Origin of the sequence: Streptomyces sp. NPDC058864, assembly GCF_042742985.1 — a bacterium.
Classification (GTDB): Bacteria; Actinomycetota; Actinomycetes; order Streptomycetales; family Streptomycetaceae; genus Actinacidiphila.
Map to the genome: position 1 here is coordinate 1 of NZ_JBHYMQ010000100.1, position 22,045 is coordinate 22,045.

15 protein-coding genes are annotated in these 22,045 nt (G+C 72.9%); 7 read left to right on the forward strand and 8 right to left on the reverse strand.

The annotated features are described in order from the left end of the window. Window positions 1-224: 224 nt before the first annotated feature. Together ACFW3D_RS39070 and ACFW3D_RS39075 are read right to left on the reverse strand one after the other, a co-directional pair. Complete coding sequence (locus ACFW3D_RS39070; protein ID WP_500512883.1) at window positions 225-1,610, reverse strand: FAD-dependent oxidoreductase; 1,386 nt, start codon at window positions 1,608-1,610, stop codon at window positions 225-227. A gap of 357 nt (window positions 1,611-1,967) precedes the next feature. Beyond that, a complete protein-coding gene (locus tag ACFW3D_RS39075) occupies window positions 1,968-3,488 on the reverse strand; it encodes a GMC family oxidoreductase (protein WP_500512885.1) in 1,521 nt (506 codons plus the stop codon). An 89-nt stretch (window positions 3,489-3,577) separates the two neighbouring features. Between ACFW3D_RS39075 and ACFW3D_RS39080 the strand changes: the two genes are divergently transcribed. Together ACFW3D_RS39080 and ACFW3D_RS39085 are read left to right on the forward strand one after the other, a co-directional pair. Beyond that, entirely contained in the window at window positions 3,578-4,330 is a 753-nt protein-coding gene (locus ACFW3D_RS39080; protein ID WP_500512887.1) for a TetR/AcrR family transcriptional regulator, read from the forward strand. Window positions 4,331-4,420: 90 nt separating this feature from the next. Then, window positions 4,421-4,894: a hypothetical protein gene (locus ACFW3D_RS39085; RefSeq protein ID WP_500512889.1), complete on the forward strand. Its 474-nt coding sequence runs from the start codon at window positions 4,421-4,423 to the stop codon at window positions 4,892-4,894. Between the two features lie 210 nt (window positions 4,895-5,104). Here the strand turns inward: ACFW3D_RS39085 and ACFW3D_RS39090 are convergent, their stop codons facing one another. Beyond that, complete coding sequence (locus tag ACFW3D_RS39090) at window positions 5,105-8,839, reverse strand: S8 family serine peptidase (RefSeq protein ID WP_500512891.1); 3,735 nt, start codon at window positions 8,837-8,839, stop codon at window positions 5,105-5,107. A gap of 356 nt (window positions 8,840-9,195) precedes the next feature. Here ACFW3D_RS39090 and ACFW3D_RS39095 point away from each other — a divergent pair, with 356 nt between their 5' ends. Together ACFW3D_RS39095 and ACFW3D_RS39100 are read left to right on the forward strand one after the other, a co-directional pair. After that, complete coding sequence (locus tag ACFW3D_RS39095; protein WP_500512893.1) at window positions 9,196-9,345, forward strand: DUF1427 family protein; 150 nt, start codon at window positions 9,196-9,198, stop codon at window positions 9,343-9,345. Then, entirely contained in the window at window positions 9,342-9,563 is a 222-nt protein-coding gene (locus tag ACFW3D_RS39100; protein ID WP_326570842.1) for a DUF1427 family protein, read from the forward strand. Before ACFW3D_RS39095 ends, ACFW3D_RS39100 begins: the two co-directional genes overlap by 4 nt. Here ACFW3D_RS39100 and ACFW3D_RS39105 read toward each other — a convergent pair. Beyond that, the gene (locus ACFW3D_RS39105) at window positions 9,553-10,728 is read right to left on the reverse strand and encodes a helix-turn-helix domain-containing protein (protein WP_500512895.1); all 1,176 of its coding nucleotides are present in this window, start codon (window positions 10,726-10,728) and stop codon (window positions 9,553-9,555) included. The genes ACFW3D_RS39100 and ACFW3D_RS39105 overlap by 11 nt on opposite strands. 183 nt (window positions 10,729-10,911) lie before the next feature. Between ACFW3D_RS39105 and ACFW3D_RS39110 the strand changes: the two genes are divergently transcribed. Further along, window positions 10,912-12,699: an FAD-binding dehydrogenase gene (locus tag ACFW3D_RS39110; RefSeq protein ID WP_500512897.1), complete on the forward strand. Its 1,788-nt coding sequence runs from the start codon at window positions 10,912-10,914 to the stop codon at window positions 12,697-12,699. Window positions 12,700-12,973: 274 nt separating this feature from the next. Here ACFW3D_RS39110 and ACFW3D_RS39115 read toward each other — a convergent pair whose 3' ends face one another. Continuing rightward, window positions 12,974-13,594 (reverse strand): L-threonylcarbamoyladenylate synthase, encoded by a 621-nt coding sequence (locus ACFW3D_RS39115; protein WP_500512899.1) that lies wholly within the window; start codon window positions 13,592-13,594, stop codon window positions 12,974-12,976. A gap of 842 nt (window positions 13,595-14,436) precedes the next feature. On the opposite strand from ACFW3D_RS39115, the gene ACFW3D_RS39120 reads away from it, so the two are divergent. Together ACFW3D_RS39120 and ACFW3D_RS39125 are read left to right on the forward strand one after the other, a co-directional pair. Then, the gene (locus ACFW3D_RS39120; RefSeq protein WP_500512901.1) at window positions 14,437-16,707 is read left to right on the forward strand and encodes a M4 family metallopeptidase; all 2,271 of its coding nucleotides are present in this window, start codon (window positions 14,437-14,439) and stop codon (window positions 16,705-16,707) included. 112 nt (window positions 16,708-16,819) lie between these two features. After that, window positions 16,820-17,755: an aminoglycoside phosphotransferase family protein gene (locus tag ACFW3D_RS39125; protein WP_500512903.1), complete on the forward strand. Its 936-nt coding sequence runs from the start codon at window positions 16,820-16,822 to the stop codon at window positions 17,753-17,755. Here ACFW3D_RS39125 and ACFW3D_RS39130 read toward each other — a convergent pair. From ACFW3D_RS39130 to ACFW3D_RS39140, 3 genes are all read right to left on the reverse strand, one after another. Continuing rightward, window positions 17,688-20,054: an NUDIX domain-containing protein gene (locus tag ACFW3D_RS39130; protein WP_500512909.1), complete on the reverse strand. Its 2,367-nt coding sequence runs from the start codon at window positions 20,052-20,054 to the stop codon at window positions 17,688-17,690. The genes ACFW3D_RS39125 and ACFW3D_RS39130 overlap by 68 nt on opposite strands. Before the next feature lie 216 nt (window positions 20,055-20,270). Further along, complete coding sequence (locus ACFW3D_RS39135) at window positions 20,271-20,648, reverse strand: VOC family protein (RefSeq protein WP_500512905.1); 378 nt, start codon at window positions 20,646-20,648, stop codon at window positions 20,271-20,273. Between the two features lie 606 nt (window positions 20,649-21,254). Further along, complete coding sequence (locus ACFW3D_RS39140; RefSeq protein WP_500512907.1) at window positions 21,255-21,899, reverse strand: LysE family translocator; 645 nt, start codon at window positions 21,897-21,899, stop codon at window positions 21,255-21,257. Between the last annotated feature and the right edge of the window lie 146 nt (window positions 21,900-22,045).

Here is a 22,045-nt window from a genome sequence, read left to right on the forward strand (position 1 = left end):
GCTCGGCGGGCTGGTCGCCGCCGGCGCGGCGTGCCCCCTCCCCCGCGGGCCCCGGGGGGCCGTGGGCGGGGGGGGCCGCGGCGTCTCCGCATCCCAGTGCCTGTCCGGGCGATGGACGAAGGGCACCGCCGGTGCGGCCGAGGGCAGCACCGGGGACACAGGTCGGCGCGTCGTCGCGTCGTGGATGTCGCCGCAGCGGTTCCGTGGGCTCGCCGTGCCGCCGTTCAGGAACTCGCGCCCCTCCGCGCATCGACGGCGAGGGCGCGCTCCAGGAGGGCGGGGTCGGCCAGGGAGAACGGGTGGGCCAGGCCGTCGAAGACGGCGGTGCAGGTCTCGTCGGTGAGCGAGGCGTGCGCGAGCCGGGCCATGGCCGCACGCTGGTTCTGCACGTCCTCGGGCACCTCGTTCCGCTCGACGGCGCCGCGGAGGGCGGCGTCCGAGCCGGCGGAGACCGCCCACACCGCGTCGACCGCCACTTCCTGCAGGGCGAAGAACTCGGTGGCGGGCGCGCCGAGGTCGGCCTGACCGTTGAGGTACTCCGACAGGCAGGAGGCGTGGAGGGCGGCCGACGTCGTGTCCTGCGCATCGGTGGCGTTCAGGGACACCACCGCTTCACCGACGCCGACCAGGCCGATGGGGAAGCGCGACAGCCCGGTGAAGTCACGCCGCCGGCGGTCGGATTGGTGGAAGTTCCGGACGTCCCGGGTCACGGTCCCACCGGTCACCTCCCCGAAGGGGTACGGCAGCTTCTCGCACAGCGCACGGAACTCCTCGACCGACCGGGGGGAACGGCCCTCCGCGCAGGTCGTCAGCCCCACCAGCCACTGGTCGCCCTCGACGGGCTTGACCAGAGCCGCGGCCAGACCCTCCGGCCCCGGCGGCAGGGTGAACCGCGCGCCGGTGAAGAACGGCTCCCGCACATGCCGGCCGGTGCGCTCGAAGAGCGCGGTCGCGTAGCGGACCCCGGTGGGCATGCGCTGCAGCCGCGGCCTGTCGAAGCCGGCCTGCTCGACCCAGTCCGGCATCGTGCTGGAACGCCCCATCGCGTCCACCACGAACTCGACGGGCAGGGTCCCGGCGGCACCGTCCATGACGTACCGCACGGCGGTCACCCCGTCGACGTCGTCGAAGTCCAGACCCGTCGCCCGCGCGGGAAGGCTCTCCACGTTCGGCAGCGCCAGCACCCGGCTGCGGATGCGCGACTCGAGGAAGGGCCGGGTACAGAAGAGGAACTCCGTGCTCCCGGTGCGCAGTTGCTCCTGACCGTCGACGTACGTGGTCGCACGGTCGGACCCCAGCAGCACACCGCCCGACTCCTGCGCCTCCCGCATGAGACCCGGCAGCCACCGCTCCACCTGCGCCGGCCCGGCAGGCTGCAGCCCGTGCATCCGCCGGTCGCGCGGAACGCCCGTACGACGGCGACCCTCCGCACTCGTCGTGTCGCGCTCGACGATCACCACGGTCCGGGCGTGGTCGGCCAGGACCCGGGCGGCGAGCAGGCCGGCCACACTGCCACCCAGCACGCACGCCGTGTCGAACAGCACGGGGGACTGCTCGGGTGCGTCCGGCCTGACGATCCTGTCGTACACGCTCACGGGCGGGATTTCCACACATTCTCCTCGGCGGGGAACGGCAGCGTGTGCCTTCCCTGGGTTTCTCTGTGGCGGGCCGTACGTGCGACCGGTGCGGTGCGGGGCGCAATGAGCAGGCGCCGCCGGCCGCGCGGCACACCTGTCATGTGCAAGCAGATGTTCACGTCATTGCCGAGTTCCCGGAAGCCGGAACACCCGGGCCGGGCGGGCGACTCGCAGCACAAACCGCGGGTGGCATCTGCAAGGCGGGTCATGAGGCGGGGCCGTCGAGAGTGTGCCGCGATTTCGCGGACTTTCCACCCGTGCCGATACGCATGTGCCGAACCTTCCGGGACCTGGGGTGTCCCGCGGCCGCTGCCGTCGGAGGCGGTCGGGTCAGGGGCGGCGCATGAGGTCGGCCGCTCGTTCCGCGATGGCGCAGACCGTGGCGTTGGTGTTGTTCGACGGGATCGACGGGATGACGGAACCGTCGGCCACGCGCAATCCCCGTAGCCCACGGACTCGGAGTTCGGAGTCCACCACGGATGCCTCGTCCTCGCCCATGGCGCAGGTGCCGACCGGATGGCAGTAGGAGCCGAAGTACTTCTTGGCGAACTCGCCGAGCGGCTGGTCGTTCACGACGTCGAGGCCAGGGCTCACCTCCTCGACGCCCCACTCGGCCAGCGATGACGAACGGGCGATCTGCCGTGCCGTACGGATCCCGGACAGGACGGCACGCACGTCCTGTTCCTCGGCGAAGTAGTCGGGATCCAGCACGGGCGCCGCGTAGGGGTCGTCCGAGGTGATCCGCAGGCTGCCGCGGCTGACCGGCCGCATCGGCGAGACGCCGATGGTGAAGCCGTTGTCCACGGGGGCGACCGGATTGGGGAGCGGGATGTCGATGAAGATCAGCTGGAGGTCCGGCCCGTCCAGCTCCGGCGTGCTGCGCAGGAGACCCAGGATCTCCCCGTGGTTGCCCCGTGGAACGGGAACCGGGCGTCGTGCTCGGTGGACGAGGTTGGCCCGCGGGTGGTCGTGAAGGTTGCGGCCCACTCCGGGCAGCGCGTGGAAGACGTCGATCTGCGCCTGCTCGAGGTCGCTCGCGGGGCCGATGCCGGAGCGCAGGAGCAGCTGGGCGGAGCCGATCGTTCCCGCGGTGAGGACCACCTCGCGCCCGGCCGTCGCGATGTGGGTGCGGTCGCCGGCGCCGTACTCGACCGCGGTGCAGCGGTCGCCGGTGAACAGCAGTCGGTGGGCGAGCGCCTCCGTGACGACATGGAGGTTGGGCCGGTCGAGTGCAGGGGTCAGGTAGGCGTCGGCGGCGGTCTGGCGGCGCCCGGCGACGACGTTGAGGTCGACGGGGGCGAAGCCTTCCTCCAGGCCGCCGCTGATGTCCAGGGCCCGGCGGTGCCCGGTTTCGACCGCGCCGGCGAGGCAGGCCAGCAGGATGTCGTTGGGCTCGGCCGCCGGACCGACGGTCAGGGGTCCGTCGGTGCCGCGGCCGGGGGCGCCGCTGGTGGCCGTCTCGGAGCGCCGGAAGTAGGGCAGCAGGTCCTCGAAGGCCCAGCCCTTGGCGCCGTGGTCACCCCAACTGTCGTAGCCGGACCGGTGTCCGCGGGCGAACACCATGGCGTTGATGGCCGAGGAACCGCCCAGGCCGCGGCCGCGGGGCAGCGCGACGGGCGCGCCCGAAGCGGTCTGCGTCACGGTCCTGTCGCCCCAGTTCGCGGCCGTGGTCATGAGCGAAGGCCACGCCGGCGGGTTCGCCACGGCGTCGGGCAGACGTGACGTCGACGTACCGGCCTCCAGGAGGAGGACCTGGACGTCCGGGTCCTCCGACAACCGCGCCGCCAGGACGCAACCGGCCGTGCCGCCGCCGACGACGATCACATCGAAGGCCGTCTTCTGAGGATCCATGTCTTCCGTCCCTGCTCGGACCGATGGTTCGCATTTGAGCGTACCACTGGTTCGAATCAGTGGTACGTCGGCATTGGTACCTTTGGTTCATGGTCGCTGACACTGGTACCGAACCGGCCCGGGCCACCCTCCGGGATCGCGTCGTCCTGGCCGCCGCCGCGCTGTTGGAGGAGGAGGGCCTCGACGCCCTGTCGACGCGCGCCATCGCCCTGCGCGCGGAGGTCCCGCATCCCACGATCTTCCGGCTCTTCGGCGACAAGGAGGGCCTGCTCGAGGCGGTCGGCGAGCACGGATTCGAGACGTACCTGCGGCACAAGAGCCTGCTGCCCGGGACCGGAGACCCGGTGGAGGACCTGCGGGCGGCATGGGACCTGCAGATCCGCTTCGGGCTGGGACAGCCGGCGTACTACACCCTGGTCTACGCGCGGGCCCGCCCCGGCCGGCTGCCGCCCGCAGGCCGGCGGGCGGTGACGGAGCTGCAGCGCATGATCGCGCGAGTCGCAGCGGCCGGAAGGCTCCGCATGAGCGTCGAGCGCGCCACGGCCGTCCTGCACGCCGCGGGGGTGGGGACGATCCTCACGATGATCAGCACCCCGGCCGAGTCGAGGGACCTCGAAACCGCGGACGCGACCCGCGACCTGGTGATCGCCTCGATCACCGCACCTGCCGCCGCACACCCCACGCATCTGCGGCAGGAGGAGCACGACGACACCGCGACCACGGCCATGGCGCTCCGCGCCGCGCTCGCCCGGCGCGACACCTCGGCCCTGAGCGCGGCGGAGAAGGCCCTGTTGACCGACTGGCTCAACCGCTTGGCCGACGCGAAGCCGGCCTCCGGCTGAACAAGCCGCCGCCTCGGCGCCGGAGAGGGTTCCTGTGACCCGTCAGGGCGGTGCGATCGGAGCCGTCTCCGCGTGGTGGAGAATCCATGCATGCGCACCTTCTCCGGCCATCCCGGGCCACGCCGTGTCTCACCGGGAGAGTACCCGTGGTGGGACCGGGCTCTCGCTCTTCTCAACCGGGACCTGGCGGTGACCCTGCCCCAGCAGAAACCCCTCTGGCTGATGATCGATCCGGACCAACCGGAGCACGTGTACGTCGCCATGGACAACGGCGAGTGGCACGGCACTTACTTGCTTACGGACTCGACCGACGAGCCCGCCTCCGTGCTGGCAACCGTCGCCGAAGCCGCGCAGGACACCGTCACCGAGTGTCTGTGGCGGGCGTGGCCGCTGTGCCCCGAACACGGCCTGGGCATGCACCTGCGGGATGCGAACGGGCACCTGTCCTGGTGGTGCGCGGGAGACCGGCGGGGTGGGGACGGTCATGTCCTTGCGGCCGTGGGCGTGCTCGACATGGTCGTTCCTGCACCTCGCCCCGAAGGCGAGCGGAACCGGGCGGCTTGACGTCCCACTGCGGCACCGGTGGGAGCGCGATGCGCTGCCGGCTGATGCGAGCCGGTGGTCATGGGGCCGGGCGGAGTCACGTGCGCGGCTGGTGCATCGGTTCGCCGGCACCCGGCCGCGTCGGTCGGCGCCGGCCCAACCGCGGGAACCCGGCGGTGCGGGCGGGCCGTGGACGGCCCGCCCGCACCTGTGTGAACGCGACGTCGTGCGTCAGCGGAGGCCGAAGGCCCGGATCACGGTCTGGGTGACCGCGTTGCCCGCGGAGTCGTGCGCACGCGCACGCAGCGAGACGAACCGGGCCTGCTTCGGGGCGGACAGCTTGAAGCGGCCGTCGTGCCCGCAGGCGGTCTTCCGCCAGGTGCGTCCGTCGTCGTAGGACACCTCCAGGGAGACGGCCGAGAGGGAGCCGGCGCCCACCGCGCCCGGCAGGTGCGCCGCCGTCACCGACAGCGCGTCGCTGCGGGCGGCCCTGCCCTCCTCGTCCGTGGCGATGCCGTAGTCGAGCTGCGGCAGCGGCAGGACCGCGGCGTCGTCGGCCGACGGCGCCTTGGACGTGAACTCCCACTCGGTGTGCGTGGCGGAGGAGTAGGGGCTCACCGACGCGTCACGGCTCGCGTCCAGCACCAGGCGGTAGGGCAGCCGGCCCGTGGCGGGGGCGGTGCCCCCCATGCTGGTGTTGGTCGTGCTCTGCCCCAGGCGCGTGCTGCCCTGGAAGAGCGTGAGCGTCTGCTGCGTGCGCTGGTAGTCCATCGACATGCCGACGTGGTCCGCGCCGCCCCAGGCGGGGATGTCGAAGGCCAGCCAGCTCCCGCTGCGCGTCGGCAGCTTGTAGTTGTTGTTGAGGTACGGCCGCTCGACGGGCTTGAACCACTCCTGGGTGTGCCGGCTGCCCGCCCGGTAGGTGGTGCGCGGCTCGACCTCGTAGATGAGGCCGTCGACGTACGCCTCCTGGCCCCAGGAGTACCCGGGCCCGGTGGAGACCCAGTCGACCCGCCGGGAGTTGACCGGCTCCCGCATCGTCAGGCCGATGCCCCAGTTGGAGTACACGGGCCAGTCGAAGCGGAACTCGCCGCCGCCCCGGGCCGGGTCGGGGCTGTCGAAGGTGACGTCGACCCGGGCCAGGTTCTTCGTGCCGCCCTTGACGACGAGGCTGCCGGGGATCTCGTTGTGCCACGTCCACATCAGGTCGTAGACGTACGGGCTGACCGGCTGCGAGCCGACCTTCAGCACGGCGCCCCGTGCCGGCGCCCGGCGCATGAGCCGCTCGCCCTCGTCGGTGCTCAGCAGCGCGACGTCGATCCGGGCGGGCGTGAAGGGGTCCTCGGTGTAGCTCCGCAGCTGACGTCCCGGCTGGTCGTTCACGACGAGCAGGAGCCTGGCGCCCGCCGCGACCGCCGCCGCGGCCTGCTCGGCGTCGCCCACGGCCGCGTTGCGGCGCACGACCACGGCCTTGCCGCTCGCGTTCAGCCCGGCGTAGTCCGCGCTCGCGCCGTCGCCGGCGGCCACCAGGGGGAACGAGTACGTGCCCTGGGGGAGCGCGGTGACGTCCTCCTGCCGCAGGACGTCCGTGAACTCGTCGCCGCCGGTCGTCACGGACAGCGCGGGCTGCTCCTTGCGCCAGCGGGCGCCGAGGTGGAAGTCGCCGTGGGTGACCTTGTGCGTGGTGGGCTGGGCCCAGAGGCTGTCGTAGCTGGTCTGGGTCTCCATGTAGTCGCGCCAGCTGCCGCCGCCCATCGCGCGGTTGTACTCCAGGCGCTGGTAGGTGGCCTCGGTGGGCTGCGGTGTCGTCATGTCGACACGCTTGAGCTTCGTCGCGTCGAGGTTCACCGTCCGGTCGCGGTCCATGACGACCTCGGGGTCGCCGAGCAGTGCCATGCCCATCGAATGCGGGCCGTGCACCCCGCGCACGTCCTTGAAGGACAGCACCGAGTAGACGTCGTCCGGGACCCAGGTCTCCAGCCGCCCGGTCTGGTCGACGAGGTAGAACGCCGGGTCGAAGTCACCGGAACGCAGCACCTCGACGACTCCGGACATGGGCTTGCCGTCGCCGTCCTTGAGGACCATGGTCAGCTTGTGGGCGGCGTCGCCCAGCGACACCGCCGTGTGGGTGACCGTCCTCCCCGCCGTGTCGGCGGCGACGACCTGGCCGGACCAGCGGCCGTTGCCCGTCGCCTTCGAACCGTCGATGGCGACGGTCACCTCGGCGGTGCCGTGCGCGGGCACCACGACCTGGGACGCGGACAGCGTGAACAGCCCCGCGGGGGCGTTCGGGGCGTCGACGGACAGGGCGAGGGTCACCGCGGAGCCACCGGTGTTGGTGTACGTGACCGGGCGACGGACCACGGCCGTGCCGCCGCCCGCCTCGGCCTGGCCGGTGAACGCGGTCGACGAGGCGAACACCTCGGCACCCAGCGCCGACGGGACGTCCACCCGGCCGCTGCCCGCCTGGAACGCGTCGTACTGCGGGGTCCGCTTCGAGCTGCTCACCAGCAGGTCCTTCAACTGGGAGCCGGTCAGCCCGGGTCGTGCGGCCGCGAGCAGCGCCGCGGCGCCCGCGACGTGCGGGGTGGCCATCGAGGTGCCGCTGAGCGTCTGGTAACTGCCCTCGCCCTCCGGCGCGTACTGCGAGCGGGCGGCCAGGACGTCCACGCCGGGGGCGGTGATCTCCGGCTTGAGGCCGCCGTCGCCGACCCGCGGCCCCTGGCTGGAGAACCAGGCGACGTCGTCGGAGGCGTCAACGGCTCCCACGGTCAGGGCGGCGTCCGCCGCGCCCGGTCCGCCGATGCTGCCGGGCGTACCCATGTTGCCCGCGGCGATGACGAACAGCGCCCCGGTCTGCGCGCTCAGGCGGTCGACCGCTGCGCTGAGGGGGTCCGTGCCGTCGGACGGGTTCTCGGAGCCCAGGCTCATGCTCACGATGTCCGCGTCCTGGTCCACGGCGGCCCACTCCATGCCGGCCAGCACCCAGGAGTCCTGGCCGGAGCCCGAGTCGGCCAGCACCTTGCCGATGTGCAGGTCCGCGCCGGGGGCGACGCCCTTCTCCCTGCCGTCCGAGGCGGCCCCGGTGCCGGCGATGGTCGAGGCGACGTGGGTGCCGTGGCCGTTGCGGTCCGTCACGTCCTGGTCCGGGACGAAGCTGTGCGCTTCCGCGATCCTGCCCGTCAGGTCGGGGTGCCCGGTGTCGACGCCGGTGTCGAGGACGGCGACGTCGACGCCCTCGCCCGTGTCGCCGGCCGACCAGGCCTGCGGGGCGCCGATCTGGGCGGTGGTGTCGGCCAGATCGGCCTCGACCTTGCCGTCGAGCCAGATGCGGGCGATGCCCGAGCCGAAGGAGGGGGCGGTGCCGGAGGCGGTCTTGGCGGCCCGCGCTCCGGCCCCGGAAGCGGAGGTGACGGAGTGCCAGAAGTCGGCGGACCGGTCCCGGTCCTCGGTGAGGGCGGCACCCTGGACGCTGCTGAGGTCCCTGACCCGGGTGGCGCCCCGGGGCGTCGTGGCGCGCAGGCCCGCGCCGGCGGTGTCGTAGGAGACGATCAGCGGCAGGTCGTCGCGGTGCGCGTCGTCGTAGCCGTCCGCGACGAGCCTGCTGATGTTGAACAGGCGCCGGTCCAGCGTGCCCGCCGCCACGTAGGGGAGGGCCGATTCGGGATAGACGTAGAGGTCGCCGCGCGACTCCATGATGTGCGCGCGGGTCTTGGCCCCGTCGGCGCCGCGCACCTCGACGGTGCCTCCGGATGCTCCGGACTGCCGGGTGATAACGATGTCACCGGTGATCAGGGTGACGGTGTGGACACCCGGGGGCACGTTGTTCCGCGCCGTCGTGGCGTCGGATCCGGTGCTCGCGGGCGCGGCGGCGTGGGCGGCTGTGACGGCGGCGGGTTGCGCCATCGACAGGAGGGCGGCGCCGGCGGCGGCGAACACGCCCCAGCGTCTGGGTGATGATCTCAAGGGATTCCCTGGCTGTTCCGTGGGGCCGGGGTCGGCCCGCCAACGGTTGGGACTGCCCCGGTGGGGGTGGTCGCATCCTTGCCCCAAAACCCGTGGCCGGTGGCCGGGCGTGCACGGTGATCTTCGCCACGTCCGCCGTGCCGTCAGGTGGGTTTGGGCCCGTCAGTCCCGTTCTCATGTGCGGGAGTTGTTCGCCGACGCCGAGTGGCGCGGCCCAGGGCGCCGCCCGGCCGTGCGCCGGAGCACGAGCGGCTCGCCGCGGTCGCCGCGGCGTCGCGCTGCGCCGCCCGGCGCCATTCGTACTGCTAGAAAAGGGGGCAAATTCGCATACAGGACAAAAAGGAAAGGGGGCCGACGTGGACTACGCCGCGTCCTTCGGAGCCGGCCTGGTCGTCGGCATCATGTACGGCCTGCTCAGGGTGCCGTCCCCCGCGCCGCCGTTCGTCTGCCTCGTCGGTCTGGCCGGCATCCTGGTCGGATACTCCGTGCCGGGGTGGTTGATGTGAGGACCCTGCTCTCCCGGTGTCTCCTCGCCTTCTCCGTGGGAGCCCTGGCGGGTGTCCTGTACTGGCTGATGGGCGTCCTGGCGCCGGCCCCGCCGTGGGTCTCGCTCGCCGGTCTGCTCGGCATCCTCGCCGGTGAGGTGGCGACCCGGCACTTGCTGACGCGCTACCGGAAGCCGCCCGCCGACCCGGCGGAGGGAGCACCCCCGGCTACTCCCTGAGGGGCGCTTCCCGGTCCGGCCCCAGCCACGTCGTCAGGGCCCACCACCAGTGGAGCGCGTCCAACGGCCCGGACACGGCGTCCGCGGGCGGCTCGCCGGTGATCTGCCGGAGCCGGCCGAGCCGGTAGCGCACGGTGTTGGGGTGGGTGAACAGCGCCGCCGCCGTCTGGTCAAGGCGCCGCCCGTGCTCAAGGAACGCCACTGCGGTGAGGGCGAGTTGGCGATGGAAGGCGTCCGACGGATCGAGGGCTCCCAGCAGCCTGCCGGCCAGGAACGAGCCCAGCAGAGGTTGCTCCGCGGTGGCGATCGCGCCGGCGAAGTCCGTCAGCTCCCGCAGCCCGCGCACCCCGCGCCGGCCGCCGGCGGTCAGCGCACGGACGCAGAGCCGATGAACGGAGGGCAGTTGGTCCAGCGGAACGGCGGGGGAGAGGACGACCAGCCCGCCCGCCGCCTCCGGCCCGAGCTCCCCGCTTCCCGGCATCCGCGGCAGCAGACCCGCCGGCCGGCCCTCGACCCGTCCGGCGATCCCGCGCAGCGCGGTGATCCGGTCCGTGAGGCGGCGGGCGCCGGCGGCGTCGAGGCCGTCCGCGGCGAGGCAGTGGTAGGGCGCGCGGGGCCGGAGCCCCGCCCGCGCCAGGTCCCCGGCCGCCGGCGGCGTGCCGCCCGTCAGGAGCCGGCGCAGCAGCCTCGCCCGCAGGCCGCCGGACGCGGGCGGCAGTTCCTGCTCGGCCGTGCGGTAGCCGTTGATCACGTGTCGTTCGACGGCGTCGCCGTACTCCTTGAGCCGCAGCACCGCCGAGAGCAGCGTGCCGTCGGGCACCCCGGCCGACCTGCTGCGTTGGACCGCGATCTCCACCGTGCGGGTGAGGGCCGCCTGGACGCCGTGGAGCACCGACGTGATGGGGACGCCCTGTTCGGCCCGGTCGGTGCCGAGCAGCAGGGCGGCGGCGAAGTCCTGCCCGTCCACGCGGCCGAAGGTGCCGAGCCACGGGCCGGCCGCGGCGACGATGGCGGTGACGTGCCGCCGGGTCTCCGCCTCGCCGAGCCGCGCGACGTCGGGGGAGTGGGTCCGGGCGGCGTGGACGAGCTGGCCCCGTACGTCGGCGTCGCCGGCCATGTCCCGCAGGATCCCGGCGACGGGCTCGGGCTGGTGGGTGACCGTCAAGAGCCTCGCCCCTTCCGCGACCGAACGCTGTGGCCGGGCGACAACCCGATGCGGGCGCGTTGGCGGCGGGCCACTACCGGATTGTCATGACCACCTGATTACCTGTCGGCTACCGAAGGTAACAGCAAGGTCATCCGGGCAACACCCTTCGTGCATCCCCCCGCATCCTCCGGAAGGCACGCCATGGAGACAGTGACAGACCCCGCCCCGCCCACCCGGCGCCGCGTCCTCGCGGCGGCGGGAGGTGTGCTCGCCGGTGCCACCGCCCTCGCGCAGGCGGTCCCGGCCCACGCCGCGGCCTCCCAGGACGCCGACGTGATAGTCGTCGGACACGGTCTGGCGGGCCTGGTCGCGACGGCCGAACTGGCCGACAAGGGGCGCAAGGTGCTCCTGCTCGACCAGGAGCCGGAGACCAATCTCGGTGGCCAGGCGTTCTGGTCCTTCGGCGGGCTCTTCCTCGTGGACTCCGCCGAGCAGCGGCTGATGGGCATCAAGGACTCCCGCGAGCTCGCGTGGCAGGACTGGCAGGGGGCGGCCGGCTTCGACCGCGACGTCGCCGACCCCCGCGGACAGGACCACTGGGCCCGCAAGTGGGCCGAGTCCTACGTGGACTTCGCCGCGGGGGAGAAGCGGTCCTGGCTCCACCAGCTGGGCGTGCGCTGGTTCCCGATCGTCGGCTGGGCCGAGCGCGGCGGCGGGCTCGCGGACGGGCACGGCAACTCGGTGCCCCGTTTCCACGTCACCTGGGGGACGGGCCCGGCCGTCGTGGAGCCCTTCGAGAAGCGGGTGCGGGCCGCGGTGGCCAGGGGGCTGGTCGGCTTCCGGTTCCGGCACCGCGTCGACGAACTCGTGCGCACCGGCGGCGCCGTGACCGGGGTCCGCGGCGCCGTCCTGGAGCCGAGCAACGCCCCACGGGGCAACCGCAGTTCGCGGGCCGTCGTCGGAGAGTTCGAGCTGCGGGCCCCGATCGTGATCGTGACCTCGGGCGGCATCGGCGCCAACCACGACCTGGTGCGGCAGAACTGGCCGGCCCGGCTCGGCACACCGCCGGTGAACATGATCTCCGGGGTGCCCGAGCACGTCGACGGCCGGATGCTCGCCATCACCGAACGGGCCGGCGGGCGGATCGTCAACCCGGACCGGATGTGGCACTACACCGAGGGCCTGCAGAACTACGCCCCGATCTGGGCCAAGCACGGCATCCGCATCCTCCCCGGTCCCTCCTCGCTCTGGCTGGACGCCACCGGCAGGCGCTTCTCCGCCCCCGACCTCCCCGGGTACGACACCCTCAGCACGCTCAAGGCGATCACCGGCACCGGATACGACTACTCCTGGTTCGTGACCACCCAGAAGATCCTGGCGAAGGAGTTCGCCCTCTCCGGATCCGAGCAGAACCCGGACCTCACCAACAAGGACATCCCGCTCACCCTGTCCCGTCTGTGGCAGACCCCCGAGCCCATCGAGCGGTTCAAGAAGAACGGCGCCGACTTCGTGGTCTCCTCGTCGCTGCCCGCGCTCGTGGCCGGGATGAACAGGCTCACCGGCGAGGACCTCATCGACCTGGCCGACCTCAAGCGGCAGATCGACGCCCGGGACCGCGAGATCGACAACCCGTACACCAAGGACGTCCAGGTGATGGGGATCCGCAACGCCCTCGCCTACCCCGGCGACTTCCTCAGCCGCACCGCCTCGGCCCACAAGATCATGGACCCGGCCGCGGGACCGCTGATCGCGGTGCGCCTGAACATCCTCACCCGCAAGACGCTGGGCGGTCTCCAGACCGATCTGTCCGGCAGGGTCCTGGACGCGGACGGGGTGCCCGTGCCGGGGCTGTACGCCGCCGGTGAGGTCGCCGGCTTCGGGGGCGGGGGCGTCCACGGCTACCGCTCCCTGGAGGGCACGTTCCTCGGCGGCTGCCTCTTCTCCGGCCGCCAGGCCGGGCGTGCGGCCGCGGCCGCCACGGCCACCTGAGGGCCGGACCGATGGCCGCCGCGGTCCATGCCGACGGGGCCGACTCCGGCGTGGCTGTCGCGCCCCCTCGGCGTGGACCGTCGGTCGTCGAGCGGACCGATGCCGGGCGTCGATCGTGCGCACGGCCGCGCGGCGGTCGTAGGGGCACCCGTCATGCCGGGTCCGAAGGCCGGCGCGGGGGATGCCGGTGGTCGGCTGTCCCGCCGTCTCGCTCCCTTCGGTCGCAAAGCGGCGGGCTGCGGATGGGAGGGTGGGGGCTCGGGGCCTCGCGGCCTCACTCGAACCGCGAGGTGTCTCCCGCGCCCCGCCGTACGATCTCTGCCACGCCGCCGGAGAAGTCGACCACCGTCGTCGGCTCGGTGCCGCAGTCCCCGGAGTCGACCACGGCGTCCACCACGTGATCGAGGCGATCCTTGATCTCCCAGCCCTGGGTCATCGGCTCCTCCTCGCCCGGCAGCAGCAGCGTGCTGGACAGCAGCGGCTCGCCCATTTCGGCCAGCAGCGCCTGGGTGACCACATGGTCCGGGATGCGCACACCCACGGTCTTCTTCTTCGGGTGCAGCAGCTTGCGCGGCACCTCACGGGTGGCCGGGAGGATGAAGGTGTAGCTGCCGGGCGTGGACGCCTTCACGGCCCGGAACACGTCGTTGTCCACCTGCACGAACTGGCCCAGCTGCGCGAAGTCCCGGCACATCAGCGTGAAGTGGTGCCGGTCGTCGAGGTGGCGGATCGAACGGATCCGGTCCATGCCGTCCCTGCTGCCCAGCCGGCAGCCCAGCGCGTAACAGGAGTCGGTGGGGTATGCGATGAGTCCTCCCGACCGCACCGCGTCGGCGACCTGGGAGATGCTGCGCGGCTGGGGGTTCTCGGGGTGCACGTCGAAGTACTTCGCCATCTGCCGAGCTTATGCGGTACCCGGGTGCCGCACTCGCGGGGCCGCGCCCCGTCGTCGCAAATACCGCTTCGGACACGCACAACACCTGCCACCCACGCTCCTGGAAGCCGCAGCCAGCAGCTGTGTCAGGTGAAACTTCGATGAGACGAACAGCTCAGTCGTCAATCTTCGGTGAGACCGGTGCATCTTCGCCGGGATAGGACAAACGGGTTCGGTGGGTCGATTTCCGAGATCGGGCTCTGTTCCGCCGACATATCGGCGAAAGCGAGCCCGATGTTCCGTCAACGGCTCAACAGCACCCCGAAGCAGCCGCAGACGCCGGTTACGGCGGGCGCGCCCACCACCAGGAGTAGGCGTGGCAACCGGCCATCTCTACGCGGGGACGGCCACGAGACCCACGCCACCGGAAAAGCGCTCCGCTCCGGCGCCTGAACACCCGCCACGCACCCACCCGCACACTGCCGAGGAGAGGCGCGCCCCCACCTCTCCATCCGCAGCCCGCATCTTTGCGACCGAAGGGAGCAAGACGAACCCGCACCACCCACCCACCGGCGCCTCCCAACCGCGTACCTCCGGGGGGCGGGTCTCGCGGCAGACCGGCGTCGACCGGCCTGCCGCTGTGGCGTCCCGCCGGTGATGTCCGGTACGCGGCGGGAACGCTGATCGATTTCGGACAAGATTTGTTGCTGCCATGACAAGAGCAACCGCCCGATGTCACGCTGTGCACGCACCCGCGCACGGACAGCGCCGTCCCCGCACTGCGAACCCCGCCCCGCCCGGCCCACCCCGCCCGCGGGACCGCACGGCCACCGTCAGCCGACCATCGCAGGAGGAGAACCCCCTTGTCCTTCTTACGCACCCTGCCCCGTCACACCCGGGCCACAGCCGTCGCCCTGACGGGCGCCGCCGCACTGCTCGGCGCGGCGCTTCCGTCGGGAACCGCGATCGCCACCGGCCCGGAGCGGGGCACGACAACGATCGTCGCATCCCCCCACACCGGCGCGCTCCCCGCGCGCCTCTCCCCGTCCGCCCGAGCGTTCCTGATCCGCGAGGCGGCCTCCGCGGCGCCCACGACCGCCAGGACGCTGCGCCTGGGGCAGAAGGAGAAGCTCGTCGTCAAGGACGTCGTCAAGGACGCCGACGGCACCGTGCACACGCGGTACGAACGCACCTACGCGGGACTGCCCGTGCTCGGCGGCGACCTCGTCGTCCACCGCGCCGGCGGCCGCCTCACAGAGGACCGGGCCACCGACGCGCCCCTGTCCGTGCCCGGCACGCACCCCGCGGTCACGGCAGCCGCGGCCGAGAAGAAGGCCCTCGCCGCGACCGCGCGCGAGAAGGGCACGCCCCGTGCCGCCGGAGATCCGCGCCTGGTCGTCTGGGCGGAGACCGGCCGGCCCTCGCTGGCCTGGGAGACCGTGGTCACCGCTACCCAGGCCGACGGCACCCCCAGTGAACTGCACGTCGTCACCGACGCCCGCAGCGGCAAGGAACTGTCCCGCTCCGAAGGCGTCAAGACCGGCACCGGCACCGGGGCGTTCGTCGGCACCGTGCCCCTCGGCACCACGCAGTCCGGCAGCGGCTACGAACTGCGGGACGGCACCCGCGGCGGCCACTACACCACCGACCTCAACAACACGACGACCTCCGGCACCGGCACCCTCTTCACCGACGCCGACGACGTCTGGGGCGACGGCACCGTCGCCAACCGCCAGTCCGCCGGCGTGGACGCGCACTTCGGCGCCGGCGCCACCTGGGACTACTACCAGGACACCTTCGGCCGGAACGGCATATACAACGACGGCGACGGGCGCTACAGCCGCACCCACTACGGCAGCAACTACGTCAACGCCTACTGGAGCGACACCTGCCGCTGCATGACCTACGGCGACGGATCGGGCAACACCCACCCGCTCACCGCCGTCGACGTGGCCGGGCACGAGATGAGCCACGGCGTCACCAGCGCCACCGCCGACCTCAACTACAGCGGGGAGTCGGGCGGCCTGAACGAGGCCACCTCCGACATCTTCGGCACCATGGTGGAGTTCCACGCGAACCTCGCGGCCGACACCCCCGACTACCTCATCGGCGAAGAGATCGACATCAACGGCGACGGCACCCCGCTGCGCTACATGGACAAGCCCTCCAAGGACGGCGACTCCCACGACTACTGGTCGTCCTCGCTCGGCGGCGTCGACGTCCACTACTCGTCGGGCCCGGCCAACCACTTCTTCTACCTGCTCGCCGAGGGCAGCGGCCCGAAGACCGTGGGCGGCGTGGACTACGACAGCCCGACCTACGACGGCGTCCCCGTGCCCGGCATCGGCGCCGCCAACGCCGCCGCGATCTGGTACCGCGCGCTGACCACGTACATGACCTCGACCACCGACTACGCGGGGGCCCGCACCTCCACCCTCCAGGCCGCGGCCGACCTCTTCGGCGCCTCCAGTCCGGCGTACGTCACCGTCGCCAACACCTGGGCGGCCGTCAACGTCGGCCGGCGCATCGTCGACGGCATCGACCTCATTCCGCCCGGCGACCAGATCAGCGGCATCGGCCAGACGGTGTCCCTGCAGATCGAGGCGACCACCAGCAACACCGGCGCCACCCTGGAGTACGAGGCCACCGGCCTGCCCTACGGCGTGAGCCTCGACCGCGACACGGGCCTGATCTCCGGCACCCCGAACTCCACCGGCACGCACGAGGTCACCGTCACCGTCACCGACAGCACCGGCGACACGGCCTCCACCGGCTTCACCTGGACGGTCGCCCACGTCTACGGCAACAGCACCCGCGTCGACATCCCCGACGCCGGGGCGGCCGTCGAGTCGCCGATCACCGTGACCGGCCGCGGCGGCCACGCCTCCGCCGTCACCCAGGTCCACGTGAAGATCGTCCACACCTGGCGCGGCGACCTCGTTGTCGACCTCGTCGGGCCCAGCGGCGGCACGTACTCGCTGCTCAACAAGAGCGGCGGGTCGGCCGACGACGTCGACCAGACCTTCACGGTCGACGCCTCCGCCGAGACGATCGACGGCACCTGGAAGCTCAGGGTCCGAGACGCCGTCGCGCTCGACACCGGCTACATCGAGAACTGGACCATCACCCCGTAGCGGACCACACTCCGCTCCGCCGGCGGGCCGGGCCACCCCCTCCCGGCCCGTCGGCGCCCCACATCCCGATAATCCGTTGCCCCCGGCCGACACGCCGGGTGATCATCGCCGGATGCTCACCACCCCGCCCGACGGCCGCGCCGGGATCGACGCCTCACTGGTCACGCGCCTGCTCGCGGCGCAGTTCCCGCAGTGGGGCCACCTGCCCGTCACCCCGGTGGAGGCCGACGGCTGGGACAACCGCACGTACCGCCTCGGGCACGCCATGACGGTCCGTCTGCCCACCGCCGAGGGCTACGTCCCCGCGGTCGCCAAGGAGAACGCGTGGCTGCCCCGGCTGGCGCCCTCGCTCCCCGTCGCCGTCCCGTCCGTGCTCGGCATGGGCGCCCCGGGCGAGGGCTACCCCTTCCCGTGGTCCGTACGCGGCTGGCTGCCCGGCGCGACGGCCGCCCCCGAACGCATCGCGGACCTCGCCCGGTTCGCCGGTGACGTGGGCGAGTTCCTCCTCGCCCTCCAGGGCTGCGACCCCACCGGCGGCCCGGCCGCCGGGCGGCACAGCTGGTACCGGGGTGCGGCGCCCGCCCACTACGACGAGGACACCCGCCGCTGCCTGGACCTCCTCGAAGGCCACGTCGACACCGCCCGCGCCCGCGCCGTCTGGGACGCCGCCCTCGCCGCCGAATGGCGCGGCAGGCCGGTCTGGTTCCACGGCGACATCGCCTCCGGCAACCTCCTCGTCCACGGCGGCGAACTCAGTGCCGTCATCGACTTCGGCACCTCCGGCGTGGGCGACCCCGCCTGCGACCTGGTCATCGCCTGGACCATGTTCTCCGGCGACAGCCGCGAGACGTTCCGCCGCACGGTCCGCCAGGACGCCGCCACCTGGGCCCGCGCCCGCGGCTGGGCCCTGTGGAAGTCCCTGCTGGTGCTCGCCGACTCCCTCACCACCGACCCCGCCCGCGCCGAGGTCAACCGGTACGTCATCGCCGAAGTCCTCGACGACCACGACCGGTTCGCGGGCTCGCGCGGCGCGGTGAGCACGGTGTGATCAGACGAACGCCGCGGGGCCGGGCCACTGGAAGACCAGGCGGCTGAAGACCTTGTCGAGCACCTGCCCCGCCGGGAGTTCGTGGTCCGGGGTGCCCGCGGCATGGACCGACAGAGGTGGGTACCCGGTGCCGCGGACGTACCGGTCCCAGGCACGGACGCACTCGACCAGGCGCCCGGCCGGCAGGGGCCCGGCCGGGCCGTAGGCGTGGACGACGAGCTCCACACGGCGCTCCCCGGCCCCCGGCCCCCGGCCCACCCGGCAGGCCGGCGTACGTGAGATGGGCGAGGGAACCGCCGGCCACCACGGCTGCGGCGTTCCCGCTCTTGGGAAGGTCCACCGTCCCCGGATGCCGTGAACCGTTGCGCGTCAGGCGGCAGAAGCCGGCCAGCGTGGTCGCGGCGAACAGCTCAAGGGTCTCCAGGGACTCCTGGGCCGCCACCGTCACGCCGGTCCTCCACTCGTGACGTCCGCCGCGCAGTGCGTCCTCGACTCCGGCCGTGTCCGGTGGGGTGCCGTCCGCGAAGCACAACTGCAGTTCGGTGCCGGCCGGCCGGACCACCGGAACGGCTCGCGCCGTGGTCCCGCGGTCGCGGACGAAACCGCAGTGGGTCCATCCGCTCGAGCGCAGCACCTCACCGTCCTTCCGGAAGGCGATGGCCCGGGTGTAGCCGTGGATCTCCAGGGGCAGGACGAGGTATCGCCCGTCGGCGAGTTGACGGCCCCATTCGGGCGAGACGTCCCAGGTCCGGTAGGTGATCACGCCGGCGTCGAAACCGCCGCGCGGGACGTGACCCGGCGCCCCGTCCCCGCCGTCCCCGAGGAGCGCGGTGACGCGGCCGCTCCCGGCCTCCGCTGTGAGACGCCTGGTGCGACGGACCACGTACGGGTCCAGGTCGACCGTGACGACGCGGCCGGCAGGGCCGACGACGTGGGCGACGAGTTCCGCGTTGTACCCCCCGGATCCGGCCTCGAACACCGTCATGCCCGGCTCCAGACGCATCTTCTCGATCATGTCGGCCTGCAGCCACGGCGCGGACACGGAGCTGACGGACTCACCGGACGTCGTGCGCCGGGTGACGACGGCGAGATCGTGGTCGTACGCGGTGGCAGGCGGGCTCTCGGGGACGTACCTGTGCCGCGGCACGCTCCGCAAGGCCTCCTGGACCGCGGGGGAGGGAGCCCAGCCGCGACGGATCACGTTCTCGGCCATGACGGCCCGCAACCGCGCCGCCGGGGCCGGTTCGCCCTCGACCGGGGGTTGCCGGTCGGCCGTCTCGTAGGTCGTCACGGACGGCTGGTCCGGGACGACACCGGGCCACACGGTGCCGAGGGCCTGCGCGGACGGCGCGAAGACCGGTCCGAGCGCGGTGAGGTCGTGCAGATCGTGCCACTCCCACCGGAGGAAGCGGTCCGGCTCGCGCACCGTGGGTTCGCCGGCCCAGGCGCTGGCACGGACGACGGCGGAGAGGCGGCGCACGCGGCCGCGGTCGTCGTGGAGGACGGCCAGCAGATGGGCGTCCTGCGCCCTGCAGGACAGGCCGGTCTCCTCGGCCAGTTCCCGTACCGCGGTCTCCGGGAAGGTCTCCCCGGGTTCGACGCGGCCACCGGGCAGCTCCCACATGCCCTCGGTGGAACGGCCCAGGAGCACGCGGCCGAAGCCGTCCGTGACGACCACGCACGCACCGGCGACCGCTGCCGCGTCAGGTTCGCCCGCCTTCTCCACGGCCGTGAACGCCGGGCGGGGACCGCGCAGGACGAGCACGCCGAGTCCCTCGGCGTCGAAGCGGTCGACCGAGGCCCAGCCGTCGACGAGGACGCCGATCTCGTCCTCGTCGAGGGCGATGCTCCTGCGCTCGGCGGGGGTGTTCGCGGCCAAGGGCGTGATCACCACCAGCGCACCCCCGGGCCGGAGCCGGGCAGCGAGACGGCGCAGTACGCAGGTGCGATCACGGAGCACCGCGACCACCAGGCGCAGCGTGACGAGGTCGTAGCCGGCTTCGTCCAGCTCCGCGGGGACTTCGTGTTCGACGTCGCCGCACAACCAGCGCACGCCCTCCGAGGCATGACCCCGCGCTCCGGCCCTCTCCAGAGCGCTCCCGGCGAAGTCGACGCCGTCCACCACGTAGCCGAGTTCCGCCAGGTGCAGGGCCAACTCGCCGGTGCCGCAGCCCACGTCCAGCGCCCGGGACCCGTTCCCGGCCGGAACGTGCTCGGCGAGCAGCTCGCGTTCCGATGGAGTGAGCCCGCGGAAGTCCCGTCCCGCGGCGTAGTGCTCGTCCCATGCCGTCCGGCTCACGTAGGCCAAGGGATCACTCCTGTCTGGTGGCGCGACGGGCGGGCCGGGCAGTGGCCGTTCCACCGGATCCAACGAGCTGGAGGGGCCCGGCGACCGTGCCGCTTTCGGCCGTCCTGCGGGCGTTGCCGCGCCCGGTGTGCGGCGCATGCGCCGCACACCGGCCCTTGGCGCACCGGCACTCCGCCCGAGGAGACGATGGCCGAAACGCCGGGCGGCTCAGCCCGCGCGCTCTGCCGCGCTGCGCTCCACGCAGAACTCGTTGCCCTCCGGGTCGGCGAGCACGACCCAGCCCGTGCCGTCCGGGCGGCGGCGGTCGTCGACCTGCGTCGCGCCGAGCAGCAGGAGGCGCTCGACCTCCTCGTCCCGGGTGCGGTCCTGGGGCTGGACGTCCAGGTGCACCCGGTTCTTGACGGTCTTGGGGTCCGGAACGGTCACGAAGAGGAGACCGGGTCCGCCGTCGACCTCGATCAGGACCTCCTCGTCACCGGGTTCGTCGTCCTCGTGGAGCGGGCGGTCCAGGACCAGGGACCAGAAGCTCGCCAGACGGTGGGCGTCGGCGCAGTCGATCGTGATGTGGCGCATCGCGGAGGTCATGGGGCCGGATTCTCGTGCACGGAGGAGGACCGGGGCAACGCGGTTGTGCCGGGGGTGCGCGACAGAGTTCGGCGGTTCCCCCGTCCGGTCCCGTGCGCCGGGAAACGGGAAGCGACGACCGTGAGCGAAGACGTCCTGTCGGTCATACCGACCGACCCCCGGTGGCAGCCGGGCCGTCACGCGGCGGAGCGTGCCGCCGCCCTGGTCGCCTCACTGGAACCCGGGGATCCCGGCGGCGCCGACGTCCCGATCGAGGTCAGCCGGTACGACACCATCATGCCGGTCGAGCGCGGGAACAACCTGGTCGCATCGGCTGCCCGTTGTGGGGCGGCTCCGTCGACACGCAGTGGTGGGCCGACCTGCTGGAAGCGCACGCCGACGAGGGCTTCGGGACCGTGGCGGTCGACGTCCCGTGCTGCGGCGGCGCCACGGCGCCGGACGCACTGCACGACGACTGGCCGTGCGGGTCCGCGCGCTTCGAGATCGCCGTGTGGAACCCCGCACGCGACGGGTTCGGCGACGACGAACCGGCCGCCCTCGGTGAGGCGCTCGGGCACCCGGTGCGGCAGGTCGGAGCCACATCCGAGCGTGCCGACGGCCGGACCGTCAGTCCGCGCGACCCGTCGCGGCCACCGTCACGCCGAGGCCGATCATCGCCAGCCCGCCGGCGCCGCCGATGGCCGAGAGCCGGCGGTCGGAGCGGCCCAGCCACACGCGGGCGGCGGAGGCGGTCAGACCCCAGAGGGTGTCGCTGACGAGGCCGATGCCGATGGGGACGAGGCCCAGGAGCAGCATCTGCGCGGGCAGCGCCCCGGCGGAGTGGTCCACGAACTGGGGGAGCACGGCGGCGAAGAAGACGATGCCCTTGGGGTTGGTGACGCCGACCGCCAGGCCGTCCGCGACGGTCCGCAGGTCGCCGCGGACCGGCCGGTCCGAGCCCTCCATCGCGCCCACCGTCAGTTCCCTGCGGTGCCGGAACGCCTTCACGCCGAGGAACACCAGATAGGCGGCCCCGGCCAGTTTCACCACGAGGAAGAGCGTCAGGGACCGCTCGAAGAGCGAGCCCAGACCGAACGCCACGGCCACCACCAGCAGGTAGGAGCCGATGAAGTTGCCCACCACCGACGCGAGGGCGGTGCGCCGGCCGTGCGCCAGGGCGCGGCCGATGACGAAGAGCACGCTGGGCCCCGGGATCACGATGACGAGCAGGGACATCGCCGCGAACGCGAGCAGCCGGTCCGTGGACACCATGGTCCATCACCTCCGCGGCCATTGAACCAGGCGCCCGGGGTGCCCCCCCGGGCGGGGGGGGGGGGGCCCCCGGGGGGGGGGCCGGGAGGGCCGGCCCCCCACCCCCACGCCCGGGGGGGGCCGACCGGCCCGCCCCACCAGCCCCC

Coding starts and splice junctions, on each gene's coding strand:
- ACFW3D_RS39135 (WP_500512905.1), bottom strand. CDS start 20,648: ATGACCTCCGCGATGCGCCACATCACGATCGACTGCGCCGACGCCCAC.
- ACFW3D_RS39085 (WP_500512889.1), top strand. CDS start 4,421: ATGCGCACCTTCTCCGGCCATCCCGGGCCACGCCGTGTCTCACCGGGA.
- ACFW3D_RS39110 (WP_500512897.1), top strand. CDS start 10,912: ATGGAGACAGTGACAGACCCCGCCCCGCCCACCCGGCGCCGCGTCCTC.
- ACFW3D_RS39080 (WP_500512887.1), top strand. CDS start 3,578: ATGGTCGCTGACACTGGTACCGAACCGGCCCGGGCCACCCTCCGGGAT.
- ACFW3D_RS39140 (WP_500512907.1), bottom strand. CDS start 21,899: ATGGTGTCCACGGACCGGCTGCTCGCGTTCGCGGCGATGTCCCTGCTC.
- ACFW3D_RS39125 (WP_500512903.1), top strand. CDS start 16,820: ATGCTCACCACCCCGCCCGACGGCCGCGCCGGGATCGACGCCTCACTG.
- ACFW3D_RS39075 (WP_500512885.1), bottom strand. CDS start 3,488: ATGGATCCTCAGAAGACGGCCTTCGATGTGATCGTCGTCGGCGGCGGC.
- ACFW3D_RS39115 (WP_500512899.1), bottom strand. CDS start 13,594: ATGGCGAAGTACTTCGACGTGCACCCCGAGAACCCCCAGCCGCGCAGC.